The 26,878-nt window shown below is 34.1% G+C and carries 22 protein-coding genes, 4 tRNA genes and 1 pseudogene; 3 read left to right on the plus strand and 24 right to left on the minus strand.

Translation table 11 applies throughout. The features are described 5' to 3' along the window. Positions 1 to 344 precede the first annotated feature (344 nt). Complete coding sequence (locus ACZZZT_RS22590) at positions 345 to 1,787, plus strand: alpha-amylase (RefSeq protein ID WP_463462031.1); 1,443 nt, start codon at positions 345 to 347, stop codon at positions 1,785 to 1,787. 136 nt (positions 1,788 to 1,923) lie between these two features. Further along, positions 1,924 to 3,516, plus strand: coding sequence for a peptide chain release factor 3 (locus ACZZZT_RS22595; protein ID WP_042564011.1), 1,593 nt, complete (start codon positions 1,924 to 1,926; stop codon positions 3,514 to 3,516). Positions 3,517 to 3,762: 246 nt separating this feature from the next. Here the strand turns inward: ACZZZT_RS22595 and ACZZZT_RS22600 are convergent, their stop codons facing one another. The 20 genes and pseudogenes from ACZZZT_RS22600 to ACZZZT_RS22695 form a co-directional block, all read right to left on the minus strand. Next, positions 3,763 to 4,074, minus strand: a complete 312-nt coding sequence (locus ACZZZT_RS22600; protein ID WP_026985797.1) for a DUF3467 domain-containing protein — start codon at positions 4,072 to 4,074, stop codon at positions 3,763 to 3,765. Positions 4,075 to 4,084: 10 nt separating this feature from the next. Further along, a complete protein-coding gene (gene rpoC / locus ACZZZT_RS22605) occupies positions 4,085 to 8,395 on the minus strand; it encodes a DNA-directed RNA polymerase subunit beta' (protein ID WP_073397289.1) in 4,311 nt (1,436 codons plus the stop codon). 301 nt (positions 8,396 to 8,696) lie between these two features. Further along, positions 8,697 to 12,509 (minus strand): DNA-directed RNA polymerase subunit beta, encoded by a 3,813-nt coding sequence (gene rpoB / locus ACZZZT_RS22610; RefSeq protein WP_042564009.1) that lies wholly within the window; start codon positions 12,507 to 12,509, stop codon positions 8,697 to 8,699. A 264-nt stretch (positions 12,510 to 12,773) separates the two neighbouring features. Further along, on the minus strand, positions 12,774 to 13,145 hold the full coding sequence (gene rplL / locus ACZZZT_RS22615; RefSeq protein WP_007807437.1) for a 50S ribosomal protein L7/L12: 372 nt from the start codon (positions 13,143 to 13,145) through the stop codon (positions 12,774 to 12,776). Between the two features lie 91 nt (positions 13,146 to 13,236). After that, positions 13,237 to 13,740: a 50S ribosomal protein L10 gene (gene rplJ / locus ACZZZT_RS22620; protein ID WP_318805927.1), complete on the minus strand. Its 504-nt coding sequence runs from the start codon at positions 13,738 to 13,740 to the stop codon at positions 13,237 to 13,239. Positions 13,741 to 13,762: 22 nt separating this feature from the next. Then, a complete protein-coding gene (gene rplA, locus ACZZZT_RS22625; protein WP_463462032.1) occupies positions 13,763 to 14,452 on the minus strand; it encodes a 50S ribosomal protein L1 in 690 nt (229 codons plus the stop codon). 13 nt (positions 14,453 to 14,465) lie between these two features. Continuing rightward, on the minus strand, positions 14,466 to 14,903 hold the full coding sequence (rplK, locus tag ACZZZT_RS22630; protein ID WP_029273445.1) for a 50S ribosomal protein L11: 438 nt from the start codon (positions 14,901 to 14,903) through the stop codon (positions 14,466 to 14,468). A gap of 67 nt (positions 14,904 to 14,970) precedes the next feature. Beyond that, positions 14,971 to 15,522, minus strand: coding sequence for a transcription termination/antitermination protein NusG (gene nusG / locus ACZZZT_RS22635; RefSeq protein ID WP_029273444.1), 552 nt, complete (start codon positions 15,520 to 15,522; stop codon positions 14,971 to 14,973). Between the two features lie 10 nt (positions 15,523 to 15,532). Then, positions 15,533 to 15,730: a preprotein translocase subunit SecE gene (gene secE, locus ACZZZT_RS22640; RefSeq protein WP_041517377.1), complete on the minus strand. Its 198-nt coding sequence runs from the start codon at positions 15,728 to 15,730 to the stop codon at positions 15,533 to 15,535. Between the two features lie 18 nt (positions 15,731 to 15,748). After that, positions 15,749 to 15,819 (minus strand) — tRNA-Trp (locus ACZZZT_RS22645). 60 nt (positions 15,820 to 15,879) lie between these two features. Continuing rightward, positions 15,880 to 17,067, minus strand: coding sequence for an elongation factor Tu (tuf, locus tag ACZZZT_RS22650; RefSeq protein WP_042564007.1), 1,188 nt, complete (start codon positions 17,065 to 17,067; stop codon positions 15,880 to 15,882). A 54-nt stretch (positions 17,068 to 17,121) separates the two neighbouring features. Next, positions 17,122 to 17,193, minus strand: a tRNA-Thr gene (locus ACZZZT_RS22655). An 83-nt stretch (positions 17,194 to 17,276) separates the two neighbouring features. Further along, positions 17,277 to 17,357 (minus strand) — tRNA-Tyr (locus ACZZZT_RS22660). Between the two features lie 53 nt (positions 17,358 to 17,410). Next, positions 17,411 to 17,484 (minus strand) — tRNA-Thr (locus ACZZZT_RS22665). A gap of 91 nt (positions 17,485 to 17,575) precedes the next feature. Continuing rightward, complete coding sequence (gene hpf / locus ACZZZT_RS22670) at positions 17,576 to 17,878, minus strand: ribosome hibernation-promoting factor, HPF/YfiA family (protein ID WP_042564006.1); 303 nt, start codon at positions 17,876 to 17,878, stop codon at positions 17,576 to 17,578. A gap of 34 nt (positions 17,879 to 17,912) precedes the next feature. Continuing rightward, positions 17,913 to 18,804, minus strand: a pseudogene (locus ACZZZT_RS22675) (tyrosine-type recombinase/integrase). A 149-nt stretch (positions 18,805 to 18,953) separates the two neighbouring features. Continuing rightward, entirely contained in the window at positions 18,954 to 19,148 is a 195-nt protein-coding gene (gene rpsU / locus ACZZZT_RS22680; RefSeq protein WP_026985791.1) for a 30S ribosomal protein S21, read from the minus strand. Positions 19,149 to 19,391: 243 nt separating this feature from the next. Beyond that, positions 19,392 to 20,534, minus strand: a complete 1,143-nt coding sequence (locus tag ACZZZT_RS22685) for an acyl-CoA dehydrogenase family protein (RefSeq protein ID WP_073397284.1) — start codon at positions 20,532 to 20,534, stop codon at positions 19,392 to 19,394. A 13-nt stretch (positions 20,535 to 20,547) separates the two neighbouring features. After that, positions 20,548 to 20,829 carry a ComEA family DNA-binding protein gene (locus tag ACZZZT_RS22690; protein WP_463462033.1) on the minus strand — a complete coding sequence of 94 codons (282 nt, stop codon included), beginning with the start codon at positions 20,827 to 20,829 and terminating at the stop codon, positions 20,548 to 20,550. Positions 20,830 to 20,843: 14 nt separating this feature from the next. Continuing rightward, complete coding sequence (locus ACZZZT_RS22695) at positions 20,844 to 21,440, minus strand: hypothetical protein (RefSeq protein WP_463462034.1); 597 nt, start codon at positions 21,438 to 21,440, stop codon at positions 20,844 to 20,846. A 266-nt stretch (positions 21,441 to 21,706) separates the two neighbouring features. On the opposite strand from ACZZZT_RS22695, the gene ACZZZT_RS22700 reads away from it, so the two are divergent. Next, positions 21,707 to 23,176 (plus strand): APC family permease, encoded by a 1,470-nt coding sequence (locus ACZZZT_RS22700; protein WP_042564003.1) that lies wholly within the window; start codon positions 21,707 to 21,709, stop codon positions 23,174 to 23,176. 69 nt (positions 23,177 to 23,245) lie between these two features. On the opposite strand, the gene ACZZZT_RS22705 is transcribed toward ACZZZT_RS22700, so the two are convergent. The 4 genes from ACZZZT_RS22705 to ACZZZT_RS22720 form a co-directional block, all read right to left on the minus strand. Then, complete coding sequence (locus ACZZZT_RS22705; protein WP_042564002.1) at positions 23,246 to 23,473, minus strand: PspC family transcriptional regulator; 228 nt, start codon at positions 23,471 to 23,473, stop codon at positions 23,246 to 23,248. Positions 23,474 to 23,590: 117 nt separating this feature from the next. Further along, a complete protein-coding gene (locus ACZZZT_RS22710) occupies positions 23,591 to 24,862 on the minus strand; it encodes a DUF2851 family protein (protein ID WP_463462035.1) in 1,272 nt (423 codons plus the stop codon). Between the two features lie 74 nt (positions 24,863 to 24,936). Then, positions 24,937 to 25,419, minus strand: coding sequence for a 3'-5' exonuclease (locus ACZZZT_RS22715; protein ID WP_463462485.1), 483 nt, complete (start codon positions 25,417 to 25,419; stop codon positions 24,937 to 24,939). A 78-nt stretch (positions 25,420 to 25,497) separates the two neighbouring features. Then, complete coding sequence (locus ACZZZT_RS22720; RefSeq protein WP_463462036.1) at positions 25,498 to 26,859, minus strand: pyridoxal-phosphate dependent enzyme; 1,362 nt, start codon at positions 26,857 to 26,859, stop codon at positions 25,498 to 25,500. Positions 26,860 to 26,878 lie beyond the last annotated feature (19 nt).

The following is a 26,878-nucleotide window of genomic DNA, read 5'->3' on the forward strand; positions in this document are numbered from 1 at the left end:
AAAAAATTATGGGATAGCTCGTAAATTCAATTAATAAGAAGTTGTTTATCAGCAGAAATACTTCAAAATACAATCTCCAAATAATAAAGCTCATATCGATATAATTGTGGTTTTATTTATGACGGAATTGTTTAAATTTTTTACTCCTAAAATTAAAAGTTTTCAACACTACAACGTTTTCGTGATATAAAAATTTTCCTATAATTTACAACATAACAAAATTTACATACTTTAGATGAGTAATTAATATTTTATATGTGATAAAATTGAGAATAATTCACTTTTATCATTAATATCCGATACAATTACAACTTTATTAATCTAACCTTAACCAAATCATTATTATGAAAAAACCTTTTGTGAAATTTTATTGCTTTCTTGCAATTACTGCATTGTTTGGTGCTTGTTCTGACAATGAAATATCTGAAAATGGCGCAAGTGCAGCGAGTAAAGAATTCAAAATCATCAATGTAACACATCATGACGGAAAACCTTTTAGTACCGGCGAAACCAAATCATCTCTAACAGGCAAATATGTTGATAATCCTGGTGGAGGCGTTATGATGCAGGCTTTTTATTGGGATGTTCCAGCGGGCGGAAACTGGTGGAATACTGTTACGACTAAATTAACAGACTGGTCTAATGCCGGAATTGGATCTGTATGGCTTCCTCCTGCCTCAAAAGCGCAAAACGGAGCATTTTCTATGGGATATGATCCAACGGATTATTTTGATTTTGGAGATTATAATCAAAATGGAACTATCGAAACCCGATTTGGTTCTAAAACCGAATTGGTAAGCCTGATTACAAAGGCACATACTGAAAACATGAAAGTATATGCTGATATCGTAATTAATCACAATAGCGGTGGCCAATCAGAAGCGAATCCTTTTACGGGAACAAATACCTGGACAAATTTTACCGGAGTTGCTTCTGGAAAATTTAAACGTACTTATAATGATTTTCATAAAAATAGTTTTGGCAATAATGATGAAGGAAGCTTTGGCGGATTTCCGGACTTATGCCACGCAGCTCCTAATGTGAAAGACTGGTTGTGGCTGAGAGCTGATGGAGTTGGTAAATATTACAAAAACACAATGAAATTTGATGGCTGGAGATTTGACTACGTTAAAGGTTTTGGTTCTTGGGTTGTTAGGGACTGGAATGCAAATGTAGGCGGATTTTCTGTAGGTGAATTATGGGATTCTAATGTAAACATATTAAATGATTGGGCGAATAATGCTAATAGTTCTGTATTTGATTTTGCTTGTTACTACAAAATGAATGATGCTTTTGACGGAAATAATCTGGCTCTTTTAAATGACGATATGATGTGGAAAAGAAATCCATATAAAGCGGTAACTTTTGTAACCAATCATGATACGGATGAAATTTCAAATAAATTATTGGCGTATTCTTATATTTTAACGCATGAAGGATATCCAACAATTTTCTATAGAGATTATGAGGAATGGCTGGATAAGAGCAAATTAAACAATCTGATCTGGATTCATAACAACAAAGCAACTGGTACAACTTCAATTTTATATTCTGATAATGATGAATATGTTGCCAGAAGAAATGGATACAACGGAAATCCGGGATTAGTGGTTTATATCAATAATTCATCTTCCTGGCAAGAAAGATGGGTTGAAACTAATTGGGCAAATACTCAAATTAAAGATTTTACCGGAAACTCAACCTGGTATCCAACCACGCAAGCAGACAAATGGGTAAAAATACAATGTCCTCCAAAAGGATATTCAGTTTGGTCAATTAATCAGTAATTTAAAATGACTAATGTAAGGCTGTTATAATAACAGCCTTATTTTTTTCTTTAAAAGAAAGACTTCCCAAATTAAGAAGTGAATATTTTTATTAAGCGGTAATTAATAGTACTTTTGCAACCTATTTATACAAAATATGAGCTTTTTAAAAGAAATACAACGCAGAAGAACATTTGGAATTATATCGCATCCCGATGCCGGTAAAACAACTTTAACTGAGAAATTATTGTTGTTTGGAGGGGCAATTCAGGAAGCTGGTGCTGTAAAAAATAATAAAATTAAAAAAGGAGCAACTAGTGACTTTATGGAAATCGAACGCCAAAGAGGTATTTCGGTTTCAACATCTGTACTTGCTTTTAATTATAAAGACAAAAAAATCAACATTCTTGATACTCCGGGACACAAGGATTTTGCCGAAGATACTTTTAGAACTTTAACGGCTGTTGATAGTGTTATTGTTGTAATTGACGTTGCAAAAGGAGTCGAGGAACAAACGGAGAAATTAGTTGCCGTTTGTAGAATGCGTAACATTCCGATGATTGTTTTCATCAATAAATTAGACCGTGAAGGAAAAGATGCTTTTGACCTAATGGACGAAGTGGAACAAAAATTGGGATTAAAAGTTACACCTTTAAGTTTCCCTATCGGAATGGGTTATGATTTTCAGGGAATTTATAATTTATGGGAAGAAAATATCAATCTTTTTAGTGGTGACAGCCGTAAAAATATCGAAGAAACGATCGCTTTCTCTGATGTTCAAAACAACCCTGAATTAGATAAAATTGTTGGTCAAAAAGCAGCTGACAAACTTCGTGAAGAATTAGAATTAATCGATGAAGTTTATCCGAAATTTGAGCGTCAGGATTATTTAGACGGAAAAATTCAGCCAGTATTTTTTGGATCGGCATTAAATAACTTTGGAGTTCGTGAATTGCTAGATTGTTTCGTAACAATCGCTCCTTCTCCAAGAGCAAAAGATTCTGAAACTCGTTTGGTTGATCCAAAAGAAGAAAAAATGACAGGTTTTGTATTTAAAATCCATGCTAATATGGATCCAAAACACAGAGACCGTTTAGCTTTCATTAAAATTGTTTCGGGAACTTTCGAAAGAAACAAGCCTTATTATCACGTTCGCCAAAAGAAAAATTTAAAATTTTCGAGTCCGAATGCTTTCTTTGCTGAGAAAAAAGAAATTGTAGACATTTCATATCCAGGTGACATTGTAGGTTTACATGATACTGGAAACTTTAAAATTGGAGATACTTTAACCGAAGGCGAAATAATGAGCTTTAAAGGAATTCCAAGTTTCTCTCCTGAGCACTTTAGATATATTAATAATGCTGATCCTATGAAAGCCAAGCAATTGGACAAAGGTGTTGATCAGTTAATGGATGAAGGTGTTGCGCAGTTGTTTACTTTAGAGATGAACAATCGTAAAGTCATTGGTACGGTTGGAGCGCTTCAATACGAGGTAATTCAATATCGTTTAGAGCATGAATACGGTGCAAAATGTACTTATGAAAACTTCCCTGTTCATAAAGCATGTTGGGTAAAACCTGATGATGCTAAAAATGATGAGTTTAAAGAATTTAAACGTATCAAACAAAAATTCTTAGCACATGATAAATACGGTCAATTAGTATTTTTAGCCGATTCTGATTTTACAATTCAAATGACTCAAAATAAATATCCAACTGTAAAATTATTCTTTACTTCAGAGTTTGATTAATTTTCATTTCAAAAAAATAACAAAAAAAGCGCTAATTTAAATATTAGCGCTTTTTTTAATCTGAATTAAATCAACCTTACTAAGTCATTATATTCTAAAATTACTTTTATCCTAATTACAGAATGTCTAATTTATTACATTAAAATTGCATAAAGAAATATACTCGATTAAAGTGAAATAAAATCGGACAAACTACATATTTTTATGTTTTCAACAAAAAAAGCCCCATTTCTGGGGCTTTTTATATTATGCTTGTCCCGCAGGACCAAAATTAAGTGGTATTGGTGCTTGTTCAGTGTCTTTGATCTCGCCGTGAGCTACTTCAAAACGATGAATGTTTTCACCAATTGCTTTTAATAATCTTTTAGCATGTTGTGGTGTCAGGACAATTCTTGACTTTACCTTGGCTTTAGGAATACCCGGCATAATGCTCACAAAATCTAAAACAAACTCTGATGATGAGTGATTTATAATCGCAAGATTAGAATAAATTCCTTCTGCGATAGTTTCATCTAACTCGATATTAATTTGCTCTTGTTGTTGTTTCGGATTACTCATAGTTTCCTAATTAATAAATATATTCTTCTTTATTGGCCATCATTTCATTGTAATCGTCTTTAGATCCTACGATAGTATTATCATATTCTCTCATACCAGTTCCCGCAGGAATTCTGTGTCCAACAATTACATTTTCTTTTAATCCTTCTAAATCATCTACTTTACCAGCTACAGCAGCTTCATTAAGTACTTTTGTTGTTTCTTGGAAAGAAGCAGCAGAGATGAATGATTTAGTTTGAAGCGAAGCTCTTGTAATACCTTGTAAAACTGGCGTTGCAGTTGCGGTAATTACGTCTCTTGCTACAACAAGATTTTTATCAGTACGTTTCAATAATGAATTTTCATCACGTAAATCACGAGGAGAAATAATTTGTCCTGGTTTCAATACAGCTGAATCTCCAGCATCTTCAACAACTTTCATACCATATAATTTATCGTTTTGAACGATGAAATCTTTAGTGTGAATTAATTGATCTTCTAAGAACAATGTATCTCCCGGATCCTGAACTCTAACTTTACGCATCATTTGACGGATAACTACCTCAAAGTGCTTATCATTAATTTTTACCCCTTGTAAACGGTATACCTCTTGAATTTCATTTACCAAATACTGTTGAACAGCAGCCGGTCCTTGAATTCTTAAAATATCATCTGGTGTAATTGCACCGTCAGATAATGGTACTCCTGCTCTTACAAAGTCATTTTCCTGAACTAAGATTTGGCTAGACAGTTTAACTAAATACTTTTTAATCTCACCAAATTTAGATTCGATAACAATCTCACGGTTACCTCTTTTGATTTTTCCAAAAGAAACAACACCGTCAATTTCAGATACAACCGCTGGGTTTGAAGGGTTACGAGCTTCAAGCAACTCAGTAATTCTTGGTAAACCTCCCGTAATATCGCCTGCTTTAGAAGAACGACGTGGAATTTTTACTAATACTTTACCTGCTTTAATTTTCTCACCGTTCTCAACCATAAGGTGGGCTCCTACTGGTAAGTTATACGAACGAATCAATTCACCTTCTTTACCGTAAACCAATAAAGTTGGAATTAATTTTTTATTTCTTGCTTCAGAAATTACTTTTTCCTGGAATCCTGTTTGCTCATCGATTTCAACCATGAACGACTGTCCTTGCTCTAAATCTTCGTAAGCAATCTTACCAGTAAATTCAGAAACAATTACACCATTATATGGATCCCATTTACAGATCACAGATCCTTTAGTAACAGTTTCTCCATCTTTAACAAAGATACTAGAACCGTAAGGAATGTTATGTGTATTTAAGACGATTCCAGTTTTCTCGTCAACTAATTTTAATTCAGTTGAACGTGATACTACGATATCAACCGCATTACCTTCACTATCTTCACCTTTAACAGTTTTTAAATCTTCAATCTCAAGTCTACCGTTGAATCTTGTAACAATACTAGATTCTTCAGAAATACCTCCGGCAACCCCTCCAACGTGGAACGTACGAAGTGTTAACTGTGTACCTGGCTCACCAATAGACTGAGCAGCAATAACTCCAACAGCTTCACCTCTTTGTGTCATTTTACCAGTAGCTAAGTTTCTACCGTAACATTTAGCACAAATACCTTTTAAAGCCTCACAAGTTAATGGAGATCTAACCTCTACTCTTTCAATCGGAGAAGCTTCGATAGTTCTCATGATTGCCTCAGTAATTTGTTGACCTGATTGAACCATTACTTCATTAGTAAGTGGATTTATAACATCTTGCAATGCAACACGTCCTAAAATTCTTTCTCCTAATGATTCAACGATTTCCTCATTTTTCTTCAAAGCAGAAACTTCAACACCTCTTAAAGTTCCACAATCTTCGATGTTAACAATAACATCTTGCGAAACGTCATGAAGCCTTCTTGTTAAGTATCCGGCATCGGCAGTTTTAAGGGCCGTATCCGCAAGTCCTTTACGAGCACCGTGAGTAGAAATGAAATACTCAAGGATCGAAAGACCTTCCTTAAAGTTAGAAAGAATCGGGTTTTCAATAATTTCTCCACCACCAGCAGTAGATTTTTTAGGCTTAGCCATCAAACCACGCATACCAGTTAACTGACGAATCTGTTCCTTAGAACCCCTCGCTCCAGAGTCAAGCATCATATATACAGAGTTGAAACCTTGTTGGTCTTCTCTAATATTTTTCATTGCTAATTCTGTTAACTGAGCATTTGCTGAAGTCCATACGTCAATAACTTGGTTGTAACGTTCGTTATTGGTAATAAGACCCATGTTATAATTCACAGAAATACCTTCAACTTGCTCTCTGGCGTCTGCAATTAATTTTGTTTTTTGTTCTGGGATTCTAATATCACCAAGAGAGAATGATAAACCTCCTCTAAATGCGAATTTATAACCCATATCTTTCATGTTGTCCAAGAAAGCTGCCGTTGTAGGTACATCAGTCACACTTAAAATGTGTCCGATAATATCTCTAAGGTTTTTCTTAGTCAATACATCATTGATATATCCAGCTGCTTCAGGTACTACTTCATTAAATAATACACGCCCTGCAGTTGTTTGAATAATTTTGTACACTAATTCTCCAGCGTCATTAAAATCTTTCGCTCTGATTCTTACACGAGCATTCAATTCTAATCTTCCTTCGTTTAATGCAATGTTTACTTCTTCAGCAGAATAGAAAGTTAAGTCTTGACCTAAAATTACATGTTCTGGTGTCGAGATACGTTCTTTGGTCATATAATATAGACCCAAGACCATATCCTGAGAAGGTACAGTAATTGGAGCACCATTTGCAGGGTTCAAGATATTGTGAGAAGCCAACATTAATAATTGTGCTTCTAAAATAGCCTCTGGTCCTAATGGCAAGTGAACTGCCATCTGATCCCCATCAAAATCGGCGTTGAAAGCCGTACATACTAATGGGTGCAATTGGATCGCTTTTCCTTCAATTAATTTTGGCTGGAAAGCTTGAATACCAAGTCTGTGTAACGTAGGAGCACGGTTAAGTAATACTGGGTGACCTTTAATTACATTTTCAAGGATATCCCAAACTACAGGCTCTTTTTTGTCTATAATTTTCTTAGCAGATTTTACTGTTTTAACAATACCTCTTTCAATCAATTTACGGATAACGAAAGGTTTGTATAATTCAGATGCCATATCTTTTGGCAATCCACATTCGAATAATTTTAATTCAGGACCAACAACAATTACCGAACGAGCAGAATAATCCACACGTTTTCCAAGTAAGTTTTGACGGAAACGTCCTTGCTTACCTTTTAAGGAATCAGATAATGATTTTAATGGTCTGTTAGATTCTGTTTTAACAGCAGAAGCTTTACGAGTGTTATCAAATAATGAATCTACAGATTCCTGCAACATACGTTTTTCGTTTCTTAAGATAACTTCAGGAGCTTTAATCTCCATTAATCTTTTCAAACGGTTATTACGGATAATTACACGACGGTATAAGTCATTTAAATCTGAAGTTGCAAAACGACCTCCATCAAGTGGCACAAGCGGACGCAATTCTGGTGGAATAACAGGAACCACTTTCATAATCATCCACTCAGGACGATTTTCGCGGTTTAAGTTAGACTCACGGAAAGACTCAACAACTTGCAATCTTTTTAAAGCTTCAGTTTTACGTTGTTTAGATGTCTCGTTGTTAGCGCTATGTCTTAATTCATAAGATAAAGCATCTAAGTCAATACGAGCCAATAAATCCATAATACATTCTGCTCCCATTTTGGCAACAAATTTATTAGGATCCATATCATCTAAATATTGATTTTCTTGTGGAAGAGTATCTAAAATATTCAAATATTCTTCTTCAGTTAAGAAATCTAATCTTTGTAATGATTCTCCATCTGCATTTTTAGCAATACCAGCCTGGATTACTACGTATCTTTCGTAGTAAATGATCATATCTAATTTCTTAGATGGAAGACCTAGGATATAACCAATTTTATTTGGAAGAGAACGGAAATACCAAATGTGAGCAATTGGCACAACAAGGTTGATGTGTCCTACTCTGTCACGACGTACTTTTTTCTCTGTAACTTCAACACCACAACGGTCACAGATGATACCTTTGTAACGAATTCTTTTATATTTACCACAAGCACATTCAAAATCCTTAACAGGTCCGAAGATTCTTTCGCAGAAAAGTCCGTCACGTTCTGGTTTGTGAGTTCTGTAGTTGATAGTTTCTGGTTTCAACACCTCTCCTCTTGATTCTTTCAAGATAGATTCTGGTGAAGCCAATCCAATTGAGATTTTATTAAATCTTTTAACTGGATTTTTATCTTTATTATTATTTCTATTATTCATCATAGTTTTTACTATTGATTTATTTGCAATTAAAAAATTGATTTTTGGTTAAGTCTAAAGTCAAATGTCGTAAATCTTTTAAATCAGGAATGACTTTAGACTTTGGACTTTTAAACTTTCGACTTCAACACTACCTCGGGTTACTTCTCTAAACTTCAAACCTAATTATTTTGAAGTGCTAATTATAAAACTCTTAGGGCTTATATAAAAAATCGGAACGGGTTACGGGTATAAATCCTAAAAACTTCTATAAATGAGTAATCAGCCCCGACAAAAATCGGGACTGAAAACTTCCTAATACTTATTATTCTTCTAAACGAATGTCAAGTCCAAGACCTTTCAATTCATGCATTAATACATTGAATGATTCAGGTAATCCTGGCTCTGGCATAGACTCACCCTTAACGATAGCTTCGTAAGTTTTCGCTCTACCAATAACGTCATCCGATTTAACTGTTAAGATCTCACGTAGTGTACTAGATGCTCCATAAGCCTCAAGTGCCCAAACCTCCATCTCTCCAAAACGCTGACCTCCAAATTGAGCTTTACCTCCAAGTGGTTGTTGAGTAATCAACGAGTATGGACCGATAGAACGTGCGTGCATCTTATCATCAACCATGTGTCCTAATTTAAGCATGTAAATTACACCCACAGTCGCTGCTTGATGGAAACGCTCTCCAGTACCACCATCATAAAGATGTGTATGTCCGAAACGTGGTACTCCAGCTTCATCAGTTAATTCATTAATTTGATCTAAAGAAGCACCATCAAAAATTGGAGTAGCAAATTTTCTACCTAAATTTTGTCCAGCCCATCCAAGAACAGTTTCATAAATCTGACCAATGTTCATACGTGAAGGTACCCCAAGTGGATTCAATACGATATCTACTGGTGTTCCATCTTCAAGGAAAGGCATATCTTCATGACGAACGATTCTTGCAACAATACCTTTGTTACCGTGACGTCCTGCCATTTTATCCCCTACTTTCAGTTTACGTTTTTTAGCGATATAAATTTTCGCTAATTTCAAGATTCCAGATGGTAATTCATCTCCAACTGTAATAGTGAATTTTTCTCTTCTTAAAGATCCTTGTAAGTCGTTCAGCTTAATTTTATAGTTATGAATCAAATCATTAACCATTTTATTAGTAGCATCATCAGCAACCCATTGACCTTTGCTTAAGTGAGCAAAATCTTCTACTGCGTAAAGCATTTTTTGAGTATATTTTTTACCTTTTGGTAAAACTTCTTCACCCAAATCATTCATTACACCTTGAGATGTTTTTCCGTTAACGATCAAGAATAATTTCTCAACCAATCTGTCTTTCAATTCAACAAATTTAGTTTCAAATTCCATTTCTAAAGCGCCTAAAGCATCTTTATCCTGAGTACGTTTACGTTTATCTTTTACGGCTCTTGCAAATAATTTTTTGTCAAGAACTACACCGTGTAAAGATGGAGAAGCTTTTAATGAAGCATCTTTTACATCACCTGCCTTATCCCCGAAGATTGCACGAAGCAATTTCTCTTCCGGAGTAGGATCTGATTCTCCTTTTGGTGTAATTTTTCCAATCAAAATGTCGCCAGGTTTAACCTCTGCTCCAATTCTGATCATACCGTTTTCATCTAAATCTTTAGTAGCTTCTTCAGAAACATTAGGAATATCGTTTGTTAACTCTTCATTTCCTAACTTAGTATCTCTAACCTCTAATGAATAATCATCAACGTGGATAGAAGTAAAAATATCATCACGAACTACTTTTTCAGAAATTACAATCGCATCCTCAAAGTTATACCCTTTCCATGGCATGAACGCAACTTTTAAGTTTCTACCTAAAGCTAATTCACCATTTTGAGTAGCATATCCTTCTGATAATACTTGTCCAGGAATAACTCTGTCACCTTTTCTTACGATTGGTTTCAAGTTGATACTTGTACCTTGATTGGTTTTTCTAAATTTAATTAGGTTGTATGTTTTCTCATCAGCATCAAAACTAACCATTCTCTCGTCTTCTGTACGATCGTATTTAATAGTAATGATATTAGCATCAACATATTCAACAGTTCCATGCCCTTCAGCATTGATTAATACTCTTGAATCTGAAGCTACCTGACGCTCTAAACCTGTACCTACAATTGGTGCTTCAGGACGGATCAAAGGAACTGCCTGACGCATCATGTTTGATCCCATCAACGCACGGTTCGCATCATCATGTTCCAGGAAAGGAATTAATGAAGCAGAAATCGAAGCAATCTGGTTAGGAGCAACGTCTGTATAATGAACTACAGATGGTTCAACAACCGGGAAGTCACCTTCCTCACGAGCAATAACATTGCTAGCTGTAATTTTACCATTTTCATCCATTTCAATGTTTGCCTGAGCAATCATTTTACCTTCTTCTTCTTCAGCACTTAAGTAAATTGGAGTACTTTCTAAATCAACTACACCATTAGTTACTTTACGGTATGGAGTTTCGATGAATCCCATTCCATTAACTTTTGCATAAACACCAAGAGATGAAATCAAACCAATGTTTGGCCCCTCAGGAGTTTCAATCGGACATAAACGACCATAGTGTGTATAGTGAACGTCACGAACCTCAAATCCAGCTCTCTCTCTCGAAAGTCCACCAGGTCCAAGGGCAGAAAGTCTTCTTTTGTGTGTAATCTCAGCTAATGGATTCGTTTGATCCATAAATTGAGATAACTGGTTAGTACCAAAGAAAGAGTTGATAACTGATGATAATGTTTTAGCATTAATCAAATCAATTGGTGTAAACACCTCGTTATCTCTAACGTTCATTCTCTCACGGATAGTTCTAGCCATACGTGCTAAACCAACACCGAATTGTTGAGACAATTGTTCTCCAACTGTTCTAACACGACGGTTTGATAAGTGATCAATATCATCAATCTCTGCTTTAGAGTTGATCAATTCGATCAAATATTTTACAATGGTAATGATATCTTCTTTGGTAAGCACTTGCTTTTCCATTGGGATATCTAAACCAAGTTTTTTGTTCATTCTGTAACGACCAACTTCACCTAAGTTATAACGTTGATCAGAGAAGAACAATTTATCTATAATACCACGAGCAGTTTCCTCATCAGGCGGTTCAGCGTTACGCAACTGACGGTAAATATGCTCTACAGCTTCTTTTTCAGAGTTTGTTGGATCTTTCTGTAACGTATTGTGGATAATAGCATAATCTGCCTGATTATTATCCTCTTTGTGTAACAAAATAGATTTAACGTTAGAATCGATGATTTCTTCAACATTATCTTTGTCGATAATAGTATCTCTATCAAGGATGATTTCGTTACGTTCGATAGAAACTACCTCACCGGTATCTTCATCAACGAAATCCTCATGCCAAGTGTTCAATACACGCGCAGCAAGTCTTCTTCCAATATATTTCTTAATACCAGTTTTAGAAACTTTAATTTCTTCAGCAAGGTCGAAAATTTCAAGGATATCCTTGTCTCTTTCAAACCCAATTGCACGGAATAAAGTTGTTACCGGTAATTTTTTCTTTCTATCGATATAAGCATACATTACGCTGTTGATATCTGTAGAAAATTCTATCCAAGATCCTTTAAAAGGAATTACTCTGGCAGAATATAGTTTTGTTCCATTTGCATGGAATGACTGTCCAAAGAAAACCCCAGGAGAACGGTGTAATTGTGACACTACTACACGCTCGGCACCATTAATAACAAAGGTACCACTTGGAGTCATATAAGGTATTGTTCCAAGATAAACATCTTGTACAATTGTTTCAAAATCTTCGTGTTCTGGATCAGTACAGTATAGTTTCAACCTTGCTTTTAAAGGCACACTATACGTAAGACCTCTCTCTATACATTCTTGAATTGTATAACGTGGCGGATCAACAAAATAATCTAGGAATTCCAATACAAAGTTGTTTCTTGTATCTGTGATTGGAAAGTTTTCCATGAAGGTGTTGTATAACCCTTCGTTGCCTCTTTCGTCAGATTTAGTTTCTAATTGAAAGAAATCTTTAAAAGATTTAACCTGAACATCTAGGAAATCCGGATAGTCAGGGATATTTTTTGTAGAGGCAAAATTCAATCTTTCAGTCTGATTTGTTATCATCAATGGACAAAATTTTGATTAAAAAAAGTAATTTTTTGTGTAAACACACACTGTTTAATCTATACTTTCTTATTATAATCAATACATCTTTAAAAATAAACTAGTAAGAATTCAGTTCAATTTTTTTCTTCGTATTGATCAAAAACTTTTTCGTATTTTAAACTATTTGATAATAAAACTTGATCTATTTTATTATACGAAAAATGGTTTAGGCCATTGAGCGTTGACTCAAGACCTAAACCTAGTTCTTAAAACCGAGTAAACTTATTTAAGTTCAACTACAGCTCCAGCTTCTTCTAATGATTTTTTAAGACCTTCAGCCTCTTCTTTAGAAACACCTTCTTTAACGTTACTTGGAGCACCGTCAACTACATCTTTAGCTTCTTTAAGACCTAAACCTGTAAGTTCTTTAACTAATTTTACAACTGCTAATTTAGAAGCACCAGCTTCTTTTAATACAACTGTAAATTCAGTTTGTGCTTCTTCAGCAGCACCTTCTCCACCACCAGCAGCAACTACTACAGCTGCAGCAGCAGGCTCGATACCATACTCGTCTTTTAATATTGTTGCTAATTCGTTAACTTCTTTAACTGTTAGGTTAACTAATTGTTCTGCGAATTGTTTCAAATCTGCCATTTTTTCTATCGTTTAAAATGATTTGTAAAATATAATTTATTTATTGTGCGCTAATTAAGCAGCAAGGAAATAAATCCTTGCAAGGAAATTATTATGCTTCAGTTTCTTCTTCGCTACCAGCGAATTTATTTTGTAAAGCAGAAATAATTCTTTGTGCTGGTGATTGCAATAATCCAATAAGTTCTCCAAGAAGTTCTTCTTTAGATTTAATAGTTGCTAATGCATCTAATTGATTATCTCCAATATAAATTTCATTATTAATGAAAGCACCTTTTAAAACTGGTTTATCAGATTTCTTACGGAAATCTTTAATAATTTTTCCAGGAGCGTTAGCTACATCAGAAATAAATATAGCACTGTTACCAGTCAATACTGAAGGTAAATCACCATAATCATTAGCAGAAGCTTCCATTGCTTTTGCAAGCAAAGTGTTCTTTACAACTTCTAATTTGATACCAGCTTTAAAGCAAGCTCTACGTAAGTTTGAAGTTGTCTCTGCGTTTAATCCAGAAATATCAGATACATAAATGATATTTGTACCAGCTAACTGCGCAGTTAAATTTTCAATCGCGATTGATTTTTCTTCTCTAGTCATACTAAAAATTTTTAACTACCAATTATACTGCTTTTGGATCCAATGCAATTGCAGGACTCATAGTGCTTGTAAGGTGAATACCTTTAATGTAGGTACCTTTAGCAGCAGTTGGCTTAAGTTTTATTAATGTTTGAATAATTTCGTGTGCGTTGTCAATAATTTGCTCAGCTCCAAAAGAAACTTTACCAATTCCTGCATGAACGATACCAGTTTTATCAACTTTAAAGTCAATTTTACCAGCTTTAACCTCTGCAACAGCTTTTGCAACATCCATAGTTACAGTACCTGTTTTAGGGTTTGGCATTAAACCTCTAGGTCCTAAAATACGACCTAATGGACCTAATTTACCCATAACAGCTGGCATAGTGATGATAACATCAACATCTGTCCAACCATCTTTAATTTTTTGTAAATAATCATCAAGACCAACATAATCTGCCCCAGCTTCTTTAGCTTCCGCTTCTTTATCTGGAGTAACCAATGCTAATACTTTAACGTCTTTACCTGTTCCGTGAGGTAATGTAACTACACCTCTAACCATTTGATTCGCTTTTCTTGGATCTACACCCAAACGAACTGCGATATCAACAGACTCATCAAATTTTGCAGAAGCAACTACTTTTAATAATGCCGCAGCATCTTTAAGAGAATATAGTTTGTTCTTTTCAATCTTTGAAGCAGCCTCTTTTTGCTTTTTTGTTAATTTTGCCATGTCTTTTTCTTAATTAAAAAGGAGCTTCTCCTGATACAGTTATACCCATAGATCTAGCTGTTCCAGCAACCATACTCATTGCAGCCTCAATAGTGAATGCATTTAAGTCAGGCATTTTGTCATCAGCAATTGCTCTAATTTGTTCCCAAGTAACACTAGCTACTTTTTTACGATTAGGCTCACCAGAACCAGATTTTAGCTTTGCAGCTTCCATTAACTGAACCGCTGCTGGAGGAGTCTTAACAACAAAATCGAATGATTTGTCTTTATACACAGTGATTTGCACTGGGCATATTTTGCCAGGTTTATCCTGAGTTCTAGCATTAAATTGCTTACAAAACTCCATGATGTTTACCCCAGCAGCTCCTAAAGCAGGTCCAACCGGTGGCGACGGATTCGCAGCACCTCCCTTAACTTGTAGTTTAACTACCTTACTAATTTCTTTAGCCATTTTTAAAAAATTTAACACTGCAATCAATGGAAGCGATTACAATGGTTATTATATATGTAACAAAAAATTATACTTTTTCAACTTGCATAAAACTTAATTCTAATGGTGTTTTTCTTCCGAAAATCTTAACCATAACTTCAAGTTTACGCTTTTCTTCATTGATTTTTTCAACTGTTCCGTTAAATCCGTTAAATGGACCGTCGATCACTTTAACAGTTTCTCCTAAGTTGAAAGGAATAGCACGAGTATCTGTATTAACAGCCAACTCATCAACTTTACCTAACATTCTATTTACTTCAGAAAGTCTCAAAGGAACAGGTTCTCCTCCTTTGATCTCACCTAAAAATCCAATAACACTAGTAATAGACTTGATAATATGAGGTATCTCACCAACTAAATTGGCTTCGATCATAACATATCCAGGAAAATAAACTTTATCCTTAGACATTTTCTTTCCCTCTTTTACAGTAACTACTTTTTCTGTAGGCACTAAAACTTGGGAAACATAATCACCCATACCTAATCTGGCAATCTCGGTTTCGATGTAAGCTTTGACTTTGTTTTCCTGTCCGCTTACAGCTCTAACCACATACCATTTTTTTACATTATTATCTGCCATCACAAAAAAATTATCCTTTTAACCAGTTAAAAAATCCAGCCAAAGCTTTTGCAAAAAATTCATCTACTCCCCATGTTGCCAAAGCGAATAGAACTGAAAATACAGCCACAACAATTGTCAATTTTTGAACCTCAGCCCAAGCAGGCCAAGTAACATTTGACTTTAACTCTTCGAAAGCCTCTGATAAATAATTAGTAACTTTTGTCATTTGATATATTTTATATTGCACGGGCGGAGGGATTCGAACCCCCATCAACGGTTTTGGAGACCGCTATTCTACCCTTGAACTACGCCCGTAATTAAAAGCCAGTGATTTCAGTTAAGAAAACAACTGGCTTTTTATAATTATTTATAGGATTATCCTACGATTTCAGTAACCTGACCAGCTCCTACTGTTCTACCACCTTCACGGATAGCGAAACGTAAACCTACGCTCATTGCGATTGGGCTTAATAAAGAAACATTGATAGTTAAGTTATCTCCCGGCATTACCATCTCTACTCCTTCTGGTAAAGTAATAACTCCTGTTACGTCAGTTGTACGTACGTAGAACTGTGGACGGTAGTTATTATGGAATGGAGTATGACGTCCACCTTCTTCTTTTTTCAAGATATAAACCTCAGCTTTGAAAGTAGCGTGTGGTTTTACTGATCCTGGCTTAATGATAACCATTCCTCTTTTGATAGATTCTTTATCAATACCTCTTAACAATAAACCTACGTTATCTCCAGCTTCACCTCTATCAAGGATTTTACGGAACATCTCAACTCCTGTAATAGTAGAAGTTAATTTATCAGCTCCCATACCAATGATTTCAACTGGATCTCCTGTATTAGCAATACCTGTTTCGATACGACCTGTAGCAACAGTTCCACGACCAGTAATTGTAAATACATCTTCAACCGGCATCAAGAATGGTTTAGCTACGTCACGCACTGGCTCTTCGATCCAAGCATCAACAGCTGCCATTAATTCAATGATTTTTGGTACCCAAGCAGGATCATTATTCAATCCTCCTAAAGCAGAACCTTGAACTACAGGACCATTATCTCCATCATATTCGTAGAAAGATAATAAATCTCTAATTTCCATTTCAACAAGCTCTAACAATTCAGCATCATCAACCATATCCACTTTGTTCATGAAAACAACGATTCTTGGAATACCAACCTGACGACCTAAAAGGATGTGCTCACGAGTTTGTGGCATTGGACCATCTGTAGCAGCAACTACTAAGATAGCTCCGTCCATTTGAGCAGCACCAGTAACCATGTTCTTTACGTAATCCGCGTGACCTGGACAGTCAACGTGAGCGTAGTGACGGTTAGCTGTTTCATACTCTACGTGTGATGTATTAATAGTAATACCTCTTTCTTTCTCCTCTGGAGCGTTATCGATTTGATCAAACGATTTTGCTTGACAGTAACCAGCATCAGACAATACTTTTGTAATTGCTGCAGTTAATGTAGTTTTTCCGTGATCCACGTGTCCAATTGTACCTATGTTTAAGTGCGGTTTGGAACGATTAAAATTCTCCTTTGCCATTTTACTTAATTTTTAATCTTAGTTATATATTAATTTCAATTTCCTACTTACTTGAGCCAATGTCGGGAATTGAACCCGAGACCTCTTCCTTACCAAGGAAGCACTCTACCCCTGAGCTACACCGGCAGAGTTCTGATTTTAGACTGTAGATTTAAGAATTTAGACTTTAACAATCTAAAACCAACAATCTGAATTCTAAACTTTTTTTGTGGGGAGAGCAGGATTCGAACCTGCGAAGTTCACACAGCAGATTTACAGTCTGCCCTCGTTGGCCGCTTGAGTATCTCCCCTTTTTTTATCAATAATTGCATGAACAATTTCAAATCGCATTTGAAATATTTAGAGCCGGCGGAGGGACTCGAACCCACGACCTGCTGATTACAAATCAGCTGCTCTAGCCAACTGAGCTACGCTGGCAATATCAATAAAAAAGTCCGCTATTTCTAACGGACTGCAAATGTAGCTATTTTATCTTTGTATCAAAACATTTTTTGAAAAAAATTTTCAATTATATGTGTGCTCTTATTTTTTCTTTCCTTTTTACCAGCAAACGTTCTAAAGATTCCGCCGAAAGCTCTACTGCTTCTTCGAATGTTTTGCATTGTTTTTTAACCAAAAATTCGTCTCCAGGAACATTAATCTTAATCTCTACCGCCTTATTCTCCTTATCACTTGTTCTTTCCACTTTTAAAAAAACGTCAGCCGAGACAACTCGATCGTAATATTTTTCTAATTTATCCATTCTCTCCTGAATAAAATCAACCAACTTTCTGTCAACAGTAAAGTTAACGGCATGAACATCTACCTTCATAATACTAATTTTAGGGTTAAACATTTAAGAATTACTATTTATTTCTCGGATGCGCATTAGTATACACTTTCTTAAGCTCCGCTAAACTATTATGAGTATAAACTTGCGTAGACGCTAAACTCGAATGTCCTAATAATTCTTTAACTGAATTTAAATCTGCTCCATTATTTAAAAGATGAGTTGCAAAAGTATGCCGAAGCACATGCGGGCTTTTTTCACCTTCTCAGAGACTTTACTAAAGTAAGAATTTATTAATCGATACACAAAAGATTCGCTCAATTTTAACCCTTTTTTTGAAATAAAAAAATATTCACCATCAACGATGTTCTCAACTAAAGCCCGCTCGTTTAAATACAATTTAAGCTGATCAACAATAACAGGTAAAAGTGGAATAATGCGTTCTTTATTTCTTTTCCCTAAAACCTTAATAACACTGGAAGACAAATCTACATTGCGCAGCATCAAATTTATTAGCTCTGCCCTCCTCATTCCGGTTGTATAAAACATCTCAACAATAAGCTTATCCCTTATTTCTTCAAATCCTACCGGATTACCTACTTCGTGAATTAAATCTGTAAGTTCTTTTTCTGAAAAAGGAATCTGAACAATTTTAGGAGTCTTTAATGCTTTATGTTTTAGCATGGGATTTATTTCTATCTGCCTTGTCTTTAAAAGAAATTTATAAAAAGACTTTAATGAAGCCATTTTTCTATTGACAGAAACATTTGAAATATCCTGATCAACCAAAGAAACAATCCAACTCCTGATTTGACTGTAATTTACCTGATCAATATTATCCTGCTCAAAATGAGTTTTATTGAATTCTTCAAAAAACATCACATCATTTAAATAAGCATTAACAGTATGGGGAGAATATTTTTTTCGAATTGAAGATAATCACGAAACGCTTCTTTATTTGATTTCATAAGAATACACTCTTTTACTTTACACAAAAACCCAATATTACACCTATATATAATATCTTCAAATCTTATTTACCTCAAAATTAAGCATAAAAAAACCGTTAGTATCAAAATTTGATAACTAACGGTAATTATTTTTGAAAAGCGTAATACTAACTTTCTAAACCATCTCTCATGTTTTGAATGTAAGCAGCTTTTTGAATTTGAGCTCTTTTGATAACAGAAGGCTTAATAAAAGCAGTACGTGCTCTTAGTTGACGAACAGTTCCTGTTTTATCAAATTTTCTTTTATAGCGCTTTAATGCTCTATCGATATTTTCTCCGTCTTTAATTGGTATAATTAACATAATATAGACACCTCCTCTCGTTAAGGTTGCAAAAGTAATTATTAATTATTAATTATGAGTTATAAATTGTAAATTATTTTAAAAGAAAATAGAACATAGAAAAAGAGAATCGACTTCTCTGAAAACCGATCACTAAAAAGAGCAAATTAAGAATATTCTTTATTCTTTATTCTTTATTCTTTATTCTTTATTCTTTATTCTTTATTCTTTATTCTTTATTCTTTATTCTTTATTCTTTATTCTTTATTCTTTTAGCAAATTCCTTGAAATTACAAGTTTCTGAATTTCAGTAGTTCCTTCGCCTATAGTGCACAATTTAGAATCTCTGTAAAATTTCTCTACCGGAAAATCTTTTGTATATCCATATCCGCCGTGAATCTGAACTGCTTCATTTGCAATTTTCACACAGGCTTCAGAAGCATACATTTTTGCCATTGCTCCAAGCGTTGTAACCGGCTTATGTTTTTGTTTTAAAAAAGCAGCTTTATGCAATAACAATTCTGAAGCTTCGATTTCAGTTGCCATATCGGCTAATTTAAATGAAATCCCCTGAAAACTGCTAATAGGCTGTCCAAACTGATGTCTTTCTTTTGAATACTTCAAAGCTGCTTCGTACGCTCCCTTTGAAATTCCAAGTGACAAAGCGCCGATAGAAATACGACCGCCATCTAATATTTTCATGGCCTGAACAAATCCTTGTCCAACCTCACCTAATCTATTTGCATCCGGCACACGACAGTTGTCAAAAACTAATTCGGCAGTTTCACTGGCTCGCATTCCTAATTTATTTTCTTTTTTACCTGAAGTAAATCCGGGCATTCCTTTTTCAAAAACAAAAGCAGTCATTCCTTTAGAATCCCCTTTTTCTCCTGTACGAACAATTACAACGGCAATATCTCCCGAAATTGCATGTGTTATAAAGTTTTTTGCACCATTTACAATCCACGAATCACCATCTTTAACCGCAGTTGTATTCATTCCTCCGGCATCAGACCCTGTATTATGTTCTGTTAAGCCCCAAGCACCAATATATTCTGCAGTTGCCAATTTAGGCAGCCATTTTTTCTTTTGTTCTTCATCTCCGAAAGTCAAAATATGATTGGTACATAATGAATTATGGGCCGCAACAGAAAGTCCGATTGAAGGATCTACTTTAGAAATTTCCTCAACTACAGTAATATATTCATGATAACCTAATCCGGACCCTCCATATTCTTCAGGCACCAAAACACCCATAAAACCCATTTCACCTAATTTTTTAAATAAATCGACAGGAAAAATTTGCGCTTCATCCCATTCCATTATATTAGGTCTAATGTTTTTTTCTGCAAACTCTTTTATAGACTGAGCAATCATTGATTGCGTTTCATTATATTCAAAATTCATTTCGATGTTATTTTTAGAACTCCAAATATAAACTAATTATTTTTGCTTTTTCAACAGGAAAATCTTTAATTTTTGCTAAATCCTCAATATTTTTAAAATTTCCATTCATACTGCGATATGTGATTATCTGTTTTGCCAATGCATATCTGAAATACGGAAACTGCGCCAACTCTTTCAAAGAAGCATCATTTACTGCAATTTTCTTAAAATTTGGGACCGTTACAATTTTAAAATGTGTATTTAATTCGAAAAGAACTTCTGGTGAAAGTCCCCAAACATCTTTCATCTGTTCCATGGAAATAAAACCTCCTAAAATTTCTTTTGCTTTAATATCCGAAGTGACAAAGCTTCTCCAATGCCAAATATTTTCATTAAATCTTCCTGACTTGCTTCATTAATATCCGATAAAATTATCTTTTCCTTTTTAGGATATTCTTTGTGAACATATTCTACTCTATCTGTTTTAAATGATTTTTTATTCTGAATCCAATCCGGAAATTTAAAGAGTGGTGAAATAACATTTAACAATGAATCTGAAATTTTAGTTATTTCCTGAAATTCTTTGGCTGAATTCACATATTTATTTTCTTTCCGAAAGACCAGTAATCGATCTATTTCCTGAACTGACATTCCGAGTTTATACCCTTTATAATCTGAAATGAAATTTGGATTAAAAGTATAAACTTTAGCCACTACATTATATTTTTCCACTTTTAGTGAATCTATTTCTGATTGTAAAGAAAGCCATTGTTCTTCTTCGGGAGAAAAAGATTTCTCCGGAATAGAAAAATTAACAAAAAAGCAAATCATTTGTAATACTACAATAATAGCTAAGAGCAAAAAAATCCCTAAACGTTGTTGATTTGTAAACTTAAAATGATGCTGCAGAGCTTTAAAATTAATCATTTGATAACTTTTCAATTTTTTAAAAGTCAAAATTAAGTCAAAAAGAGTTAAATTATAAGAAAAATACTAAATTTTTATAATTTATAAAAAAATGCATAATGTATTTTTTATCAAAGTAAGTTGACAAAATAGAGTTGTTCGAACTGAATTTCGGATGATCCTGTATTAATTTTAAACATTTTATAACTTAAACTTATATAATTGTTTTTATTTTTTATAAAAAACGATACATTTGGAGCTTAATAACAATAAACCACTATTATAATATGTCAATTTGGAGAGTTAAACCGATATCGGCTTTTGAAGCGGATATGAAAAAAAGTGATTTAAAAAGAGTTCTGGGAAAATGGAGCCTTACAGCCATTGGAGTTGGAGCTATTATTGGTGGAGGAATTTTTGTTCTAACTGGTACCGGTGCATATTATCATGCTGGTCCTGCTTTAGCACTTTCTTTCATTATTGCAGGTGTTGCCTGCGTTTTTGCAGCTCTTTGTTATTCTGAGTTTGCATCAATTTTACCAGTTGAGGGTTCAGCTTATGCGTATGCTTATGGTACAATTGGAGAAATTTTTGCCTGGATTATTGGTTGGGGGCTAATCCTTGAGTATGCGATGGGATCAATGACCGTAGCTGTTTCATGGTCTGGATATTTCAACAAATTACTTAAAATGTTTCACATTAAACTTCCTGACTGGCTCACAACAGACCCGGCAAGTTATACTGGTGAAGGCTTTTCAATGAATCTACCTGCTTTTTTAATCGTGATTTTAGTTATTTCGTTACTTATTAAAGGTACAAAAAGCGCAGCAAAAGCAAACAATATGATTGTTATTCTTAAAGTTTCTGCTGTTATATTTGTAATCATTGCCGGTCTTTTCTTTATTAATACCGCTAACTGGCATCCATTTATTCCTGAGGCTACTAAAATCATCGAAAAAGAAACTACTCACAATGCATATGGAATAGCGGGAATTGTTTCTGGAGCTGCTGCAATTTTCTTTGCTTATGTAGGTTTTGATGCCGTTTCAACACAAGCCGGTGAAGCTATTAATCCTAAAAAAGATGTACCGTTTGCAATTATTGCTTCGTTATTAATTTGTACTACATTATATATTCTTGTTTCTTTAGTTTTAACAGGAATGATGAATTATCAAGACTTTAATCCACTAGGAAAATATCCGGAAGCTATAAAAGCACCAGTAGCTTACGCATTTGATATTGCGGGGCAACCATGGGCTGGTTTTATTATTACAGTTGCTGCAACTATTGGATTGATTTCTGTATTAATGGTAATGATTATGGGACAATCAAGAATTTTCCTTGGTATGTCTAAAGATGGTTTAATTCCTGCTGTATTCTCTAAAGTAAATCCAATTTCAGGAACACCAAAAACTAATTTAATTATCTTAGGTGGTATTATTGCTGTAGTTGCAGCTTTTACACCAATTAACAGATTAGCAGATATGACAAGTTTTGGTACCTTATTTGCTTTTACAATGGTTTGTATTGCTGTTTGGATTCTAAGAGTAAAACAACCTCAATTAACAAGAACATTTAAAGTTCCAGCTCTTCCAATAATCGCAATTTGTGGTATTTCAATCAATACGTACTTAATGATTAATTTGAGTTTAGATGCTCAATTACTTTCACTAGGATGGTTAGCTATAGGTATTATTGTTTATTTTGCTTACAGTAAAAAACGAGCAAAACTAAACAGACCAGAAGAAATAGAATAAAAAAACACAAAATTGAAAAGCCCCTTATTTATTAAAATAAGGGGCTTTTTTTATATCCAATTTTTAAAATTACAAGTCAAAAACAGAAGTTCGTTTAGCGCGAATTAAATCTTTTAAACGAATCCAAAAGGCTAAAGTCAGATAAATACCAAAACCTAATCCTGCTGTTACAAACGAAATGTAAATAAAAAATAATCGTACGCTCGTAACACGCATTCCGAGTTTATCTGCTAATCGCGATGAAACATGGAATCCATATTTTTCAAAGAAAAATTTAAGTCTTAAAATTGCTGACATGTTTAAATTTTAGATTTTAGATTTATTCCTCGGCTACGCTCGGAATGAATAGTGTAACTTCGCTTAGAAGTATATGCAAAAATACAAAATTATCTCATTGCCACATTTTCTAATTCTCTAATTATTTCTTAATAGCTCCATCCCTACCGCGCATCTCAAACAAGCTTTTTGATTACAGTATTCATTTTTAAGCTGAATCAATGTTTGTGTGTCAAACGCATTTTTAGAAGAAATGCCAAAAGATTCAAACTTTTCGACGATTGAGTTCTTTTCCGGAGAAACTTCATTTAATAATGCTATTAAATCTTCAGAAAACGATTCTCCCATAATGTTCGAATATGCAAACTGAATAGGAATAATGGTATTAATAATTAGTAAATCAATAAATGACTTTGACAACGGTTTTGATTTCTTCGGGCTTTCTTTATCAAACTGATAATGATTTTGCCAATATAAACTCGCTGAAACGTTTAACAACTCATATATGCTTTTGACTGATTTTAAAGCAATAATCTTAGAAAATAAATTTTGATGTTTGTTATACAAACTTGCTAACTGTGAAAGCCTGATCGTGGGAAAATTATCAGGACGATGTTTAAAAAACTCCACGGGATCTGTATAAGCCTTATCTAATTGATATTTATACAGAAGATAAAAATATCTAATTTTCAAATCCTTAAAATACACATCTTCTTTCTCAGCATCTAATAAACCTGAAGTTCCTAAAAGTAAAGCCTCTAGATTTTCGACTTCGAAGCTTTCTTTTCGAATAATTGAAAACGGAATTTTTTTGGCTATTTGCAAAAATGCATTTCCATTTGTATTGAGTCCAAAATTCTTCGCCAAGAGGCAAAACAAAACTGCTTCCCAATCCTGATTTGTTTCTTCGAGTAAATCATAAATAAATTTTGATTTGCGTTCTAATCGCTCAAAAAACAATCGCTCCTGCCAATTCTTAAAAACAAAATCATCTATTTGAGCAATTTGTTTTTCGCAGGATATCCACGATTTTGGGCTCATTAATGATTGATAATTATTTACAGTTTCTGAAGAGACATAATCTTTTAAAACCAAAACAGGAATTTCTCTATTATTTTTTCCAAAAATTTCGGTATCATGTTCCCAAACTACATGTAAAATAACATTTTCATAAGCAGCATCTTTTTCGTGGCCGTGAACATACCAATCAGATGATTTTAAATGGATCTCAACATTTCCTGCCCATTTTTGTTTTCCAATTATAATTTGGGCATTAAAAAAATCGGGGCCTGAAAGCTCTAAATAATCCCCGGTTTTAATTATAGTAATTTGTTCTTTCTGAGTTGTTATTAAATTCAAGGTTTCAAACTTCTTGAATTTCCAGAGATAATGAAGAAAATCTTCTTTCATTTATTGGCTTTTATATTAAATTTATAAAAGCTCAAAATTAAATAAAATAATATTAATCTTACAAAATATATTGTTTATCGCAACATATATAATTTGGCACAGGCCCGAGCATCAGAAAGTGCTTCATGATGGTTTAACTGAATATTCATTTCGCGACAGCAATCACTTAATTTAGTAGGTTTAAGCCCTTTTGCTTTATATATCTTAACTGTACATTCCCATTTCGCAGCAATATTTAAATTTTCATATTGCAAACCACAAAGTGCCATTGTTTTCATCAAAACATTGCGGTCAAAACTTTCGTTATGTGCTACCACTACTCTATTTTTCAATCGCTTTTCGATTTCAGGGAAAACCTGGCGAAATGATTTAGCATTTATTGTATCACGCGGATATATGCCGTGAACGCGAATCGTAAACGGATTATACTCATTATTTGGCGGCTTAATCAAAGTCACAAACTCATCTACAATTATTCCGTTTTCAACAGTAACAATTCCAACAGAACAAGGATGATAACCTGTGGCAGTTTCAAAATCTATAGCAGTAAAATTCATTATAAAATGAGATAAAAAATCCATAAATCTAATTTATTAAACTAGATTTATGGACAGATAAAGTTATTAAAACGAATCTTATTTTATAGACCCTATAATATCATATTTTGTAATAATGTGATGTTTTCCATTTCCTAAATCAACCAAAACAGCATCATTTTCTTTCGTAAATAATTTTGAAACTTCTTCGATTGTTGTTCCTAATTTTACAATTGGAAAAGGTTTTCCCATTACTTCTTTAATCGGTTTTTCGGCAACATTTTTATCGGCAACATAACTTCTAAATAAATCTGTTTCGTCGACAGAACCAACAAATCCGTTAATATCTACTACCGGAATCTGCGAAATTTTATATTTACGCATACGCTCGATAGCGTGTGAAACCAATTCTTCTGTGCGTACAACAATTAATTCTTTATCAATATGATCTTTGATAACATCTTCGGCTTTTGTCACGTTTTCTTCCAAGAAACCACGCTCACGCATCCAGTCATCATTGAACATTTTACCAACATAACGGCTTCCCGAATCGTGAAAAAGAACCACAACAACATCATCTGGTTTAAAATGTTCTTTAAGCTGTAATAATCCTTTTATACAAGCTCCGGCAGAATTTCCAACAAAAATAGCTTCTTCAAGAGCAATTTTTCTGGTATATACGGCAGCATCTTTATCCGTTACTTTTGTAAATCCGTCAATTAACGAAAAGTCAACATTTTTTGGTAAAATATCTTCTCCAATTCCTTCCGTAATATAAGAGTAAATTTCGTTTTCATCAAAAATTCCGGTCTCATGATATTTTTTAAATACAGAACCATAAGTATCAATTCCCCAAATTTTGATATTTGGATTTTTCTCTTTCAAATACTTTCCAACACCAGAGATTGTTCCTCCAGTTCCAACTCCCACAACAAAATGAGTAATTTTTCCATCGGTTTGCTTCCAGATTTCCGGTCCGGTTTGTTCATAATGTGCCAATGAATTCGACATATTATCGTATTGATTTACATACCATGAATTTGGTGTTTCTTCAGCCAATCGTTTTGAAACTGAATAATAAGAACGAGGATCTGTAGGTTCAACATCTGTTGGACAAACTACTACTTTGGCGCCAACAGCACGCAAAATATCCATTTTCTCTTTAGATTGTTTGTCTGATATTACACAAATCAATTTATATCCTTTTATAATAGCGACAAGTGCCAATCCCATTCCGGTATTTCCAGAAGTTCCTTCAATAATAGTTCCCCCAGGTTTTAAACGACCATCAGCTTCAGCATCTTCAATCATTTTTACGGCCATTCTGTCTTTTACAGAATTCCCCGGATTAAAAGTTTCGACTTTTGCTAGTACTAACGCATCAATTTCAGCAACAATTTTGTTGAGTTTTACTAATGGTGTATTACCAATTGTTTCTAAAATATTATTTGAAAAGTCCATTTTTCGTGAATTTAAATTA

This window comes from Flavobacterium sp. AC274 (assembly GCF_979258275.1).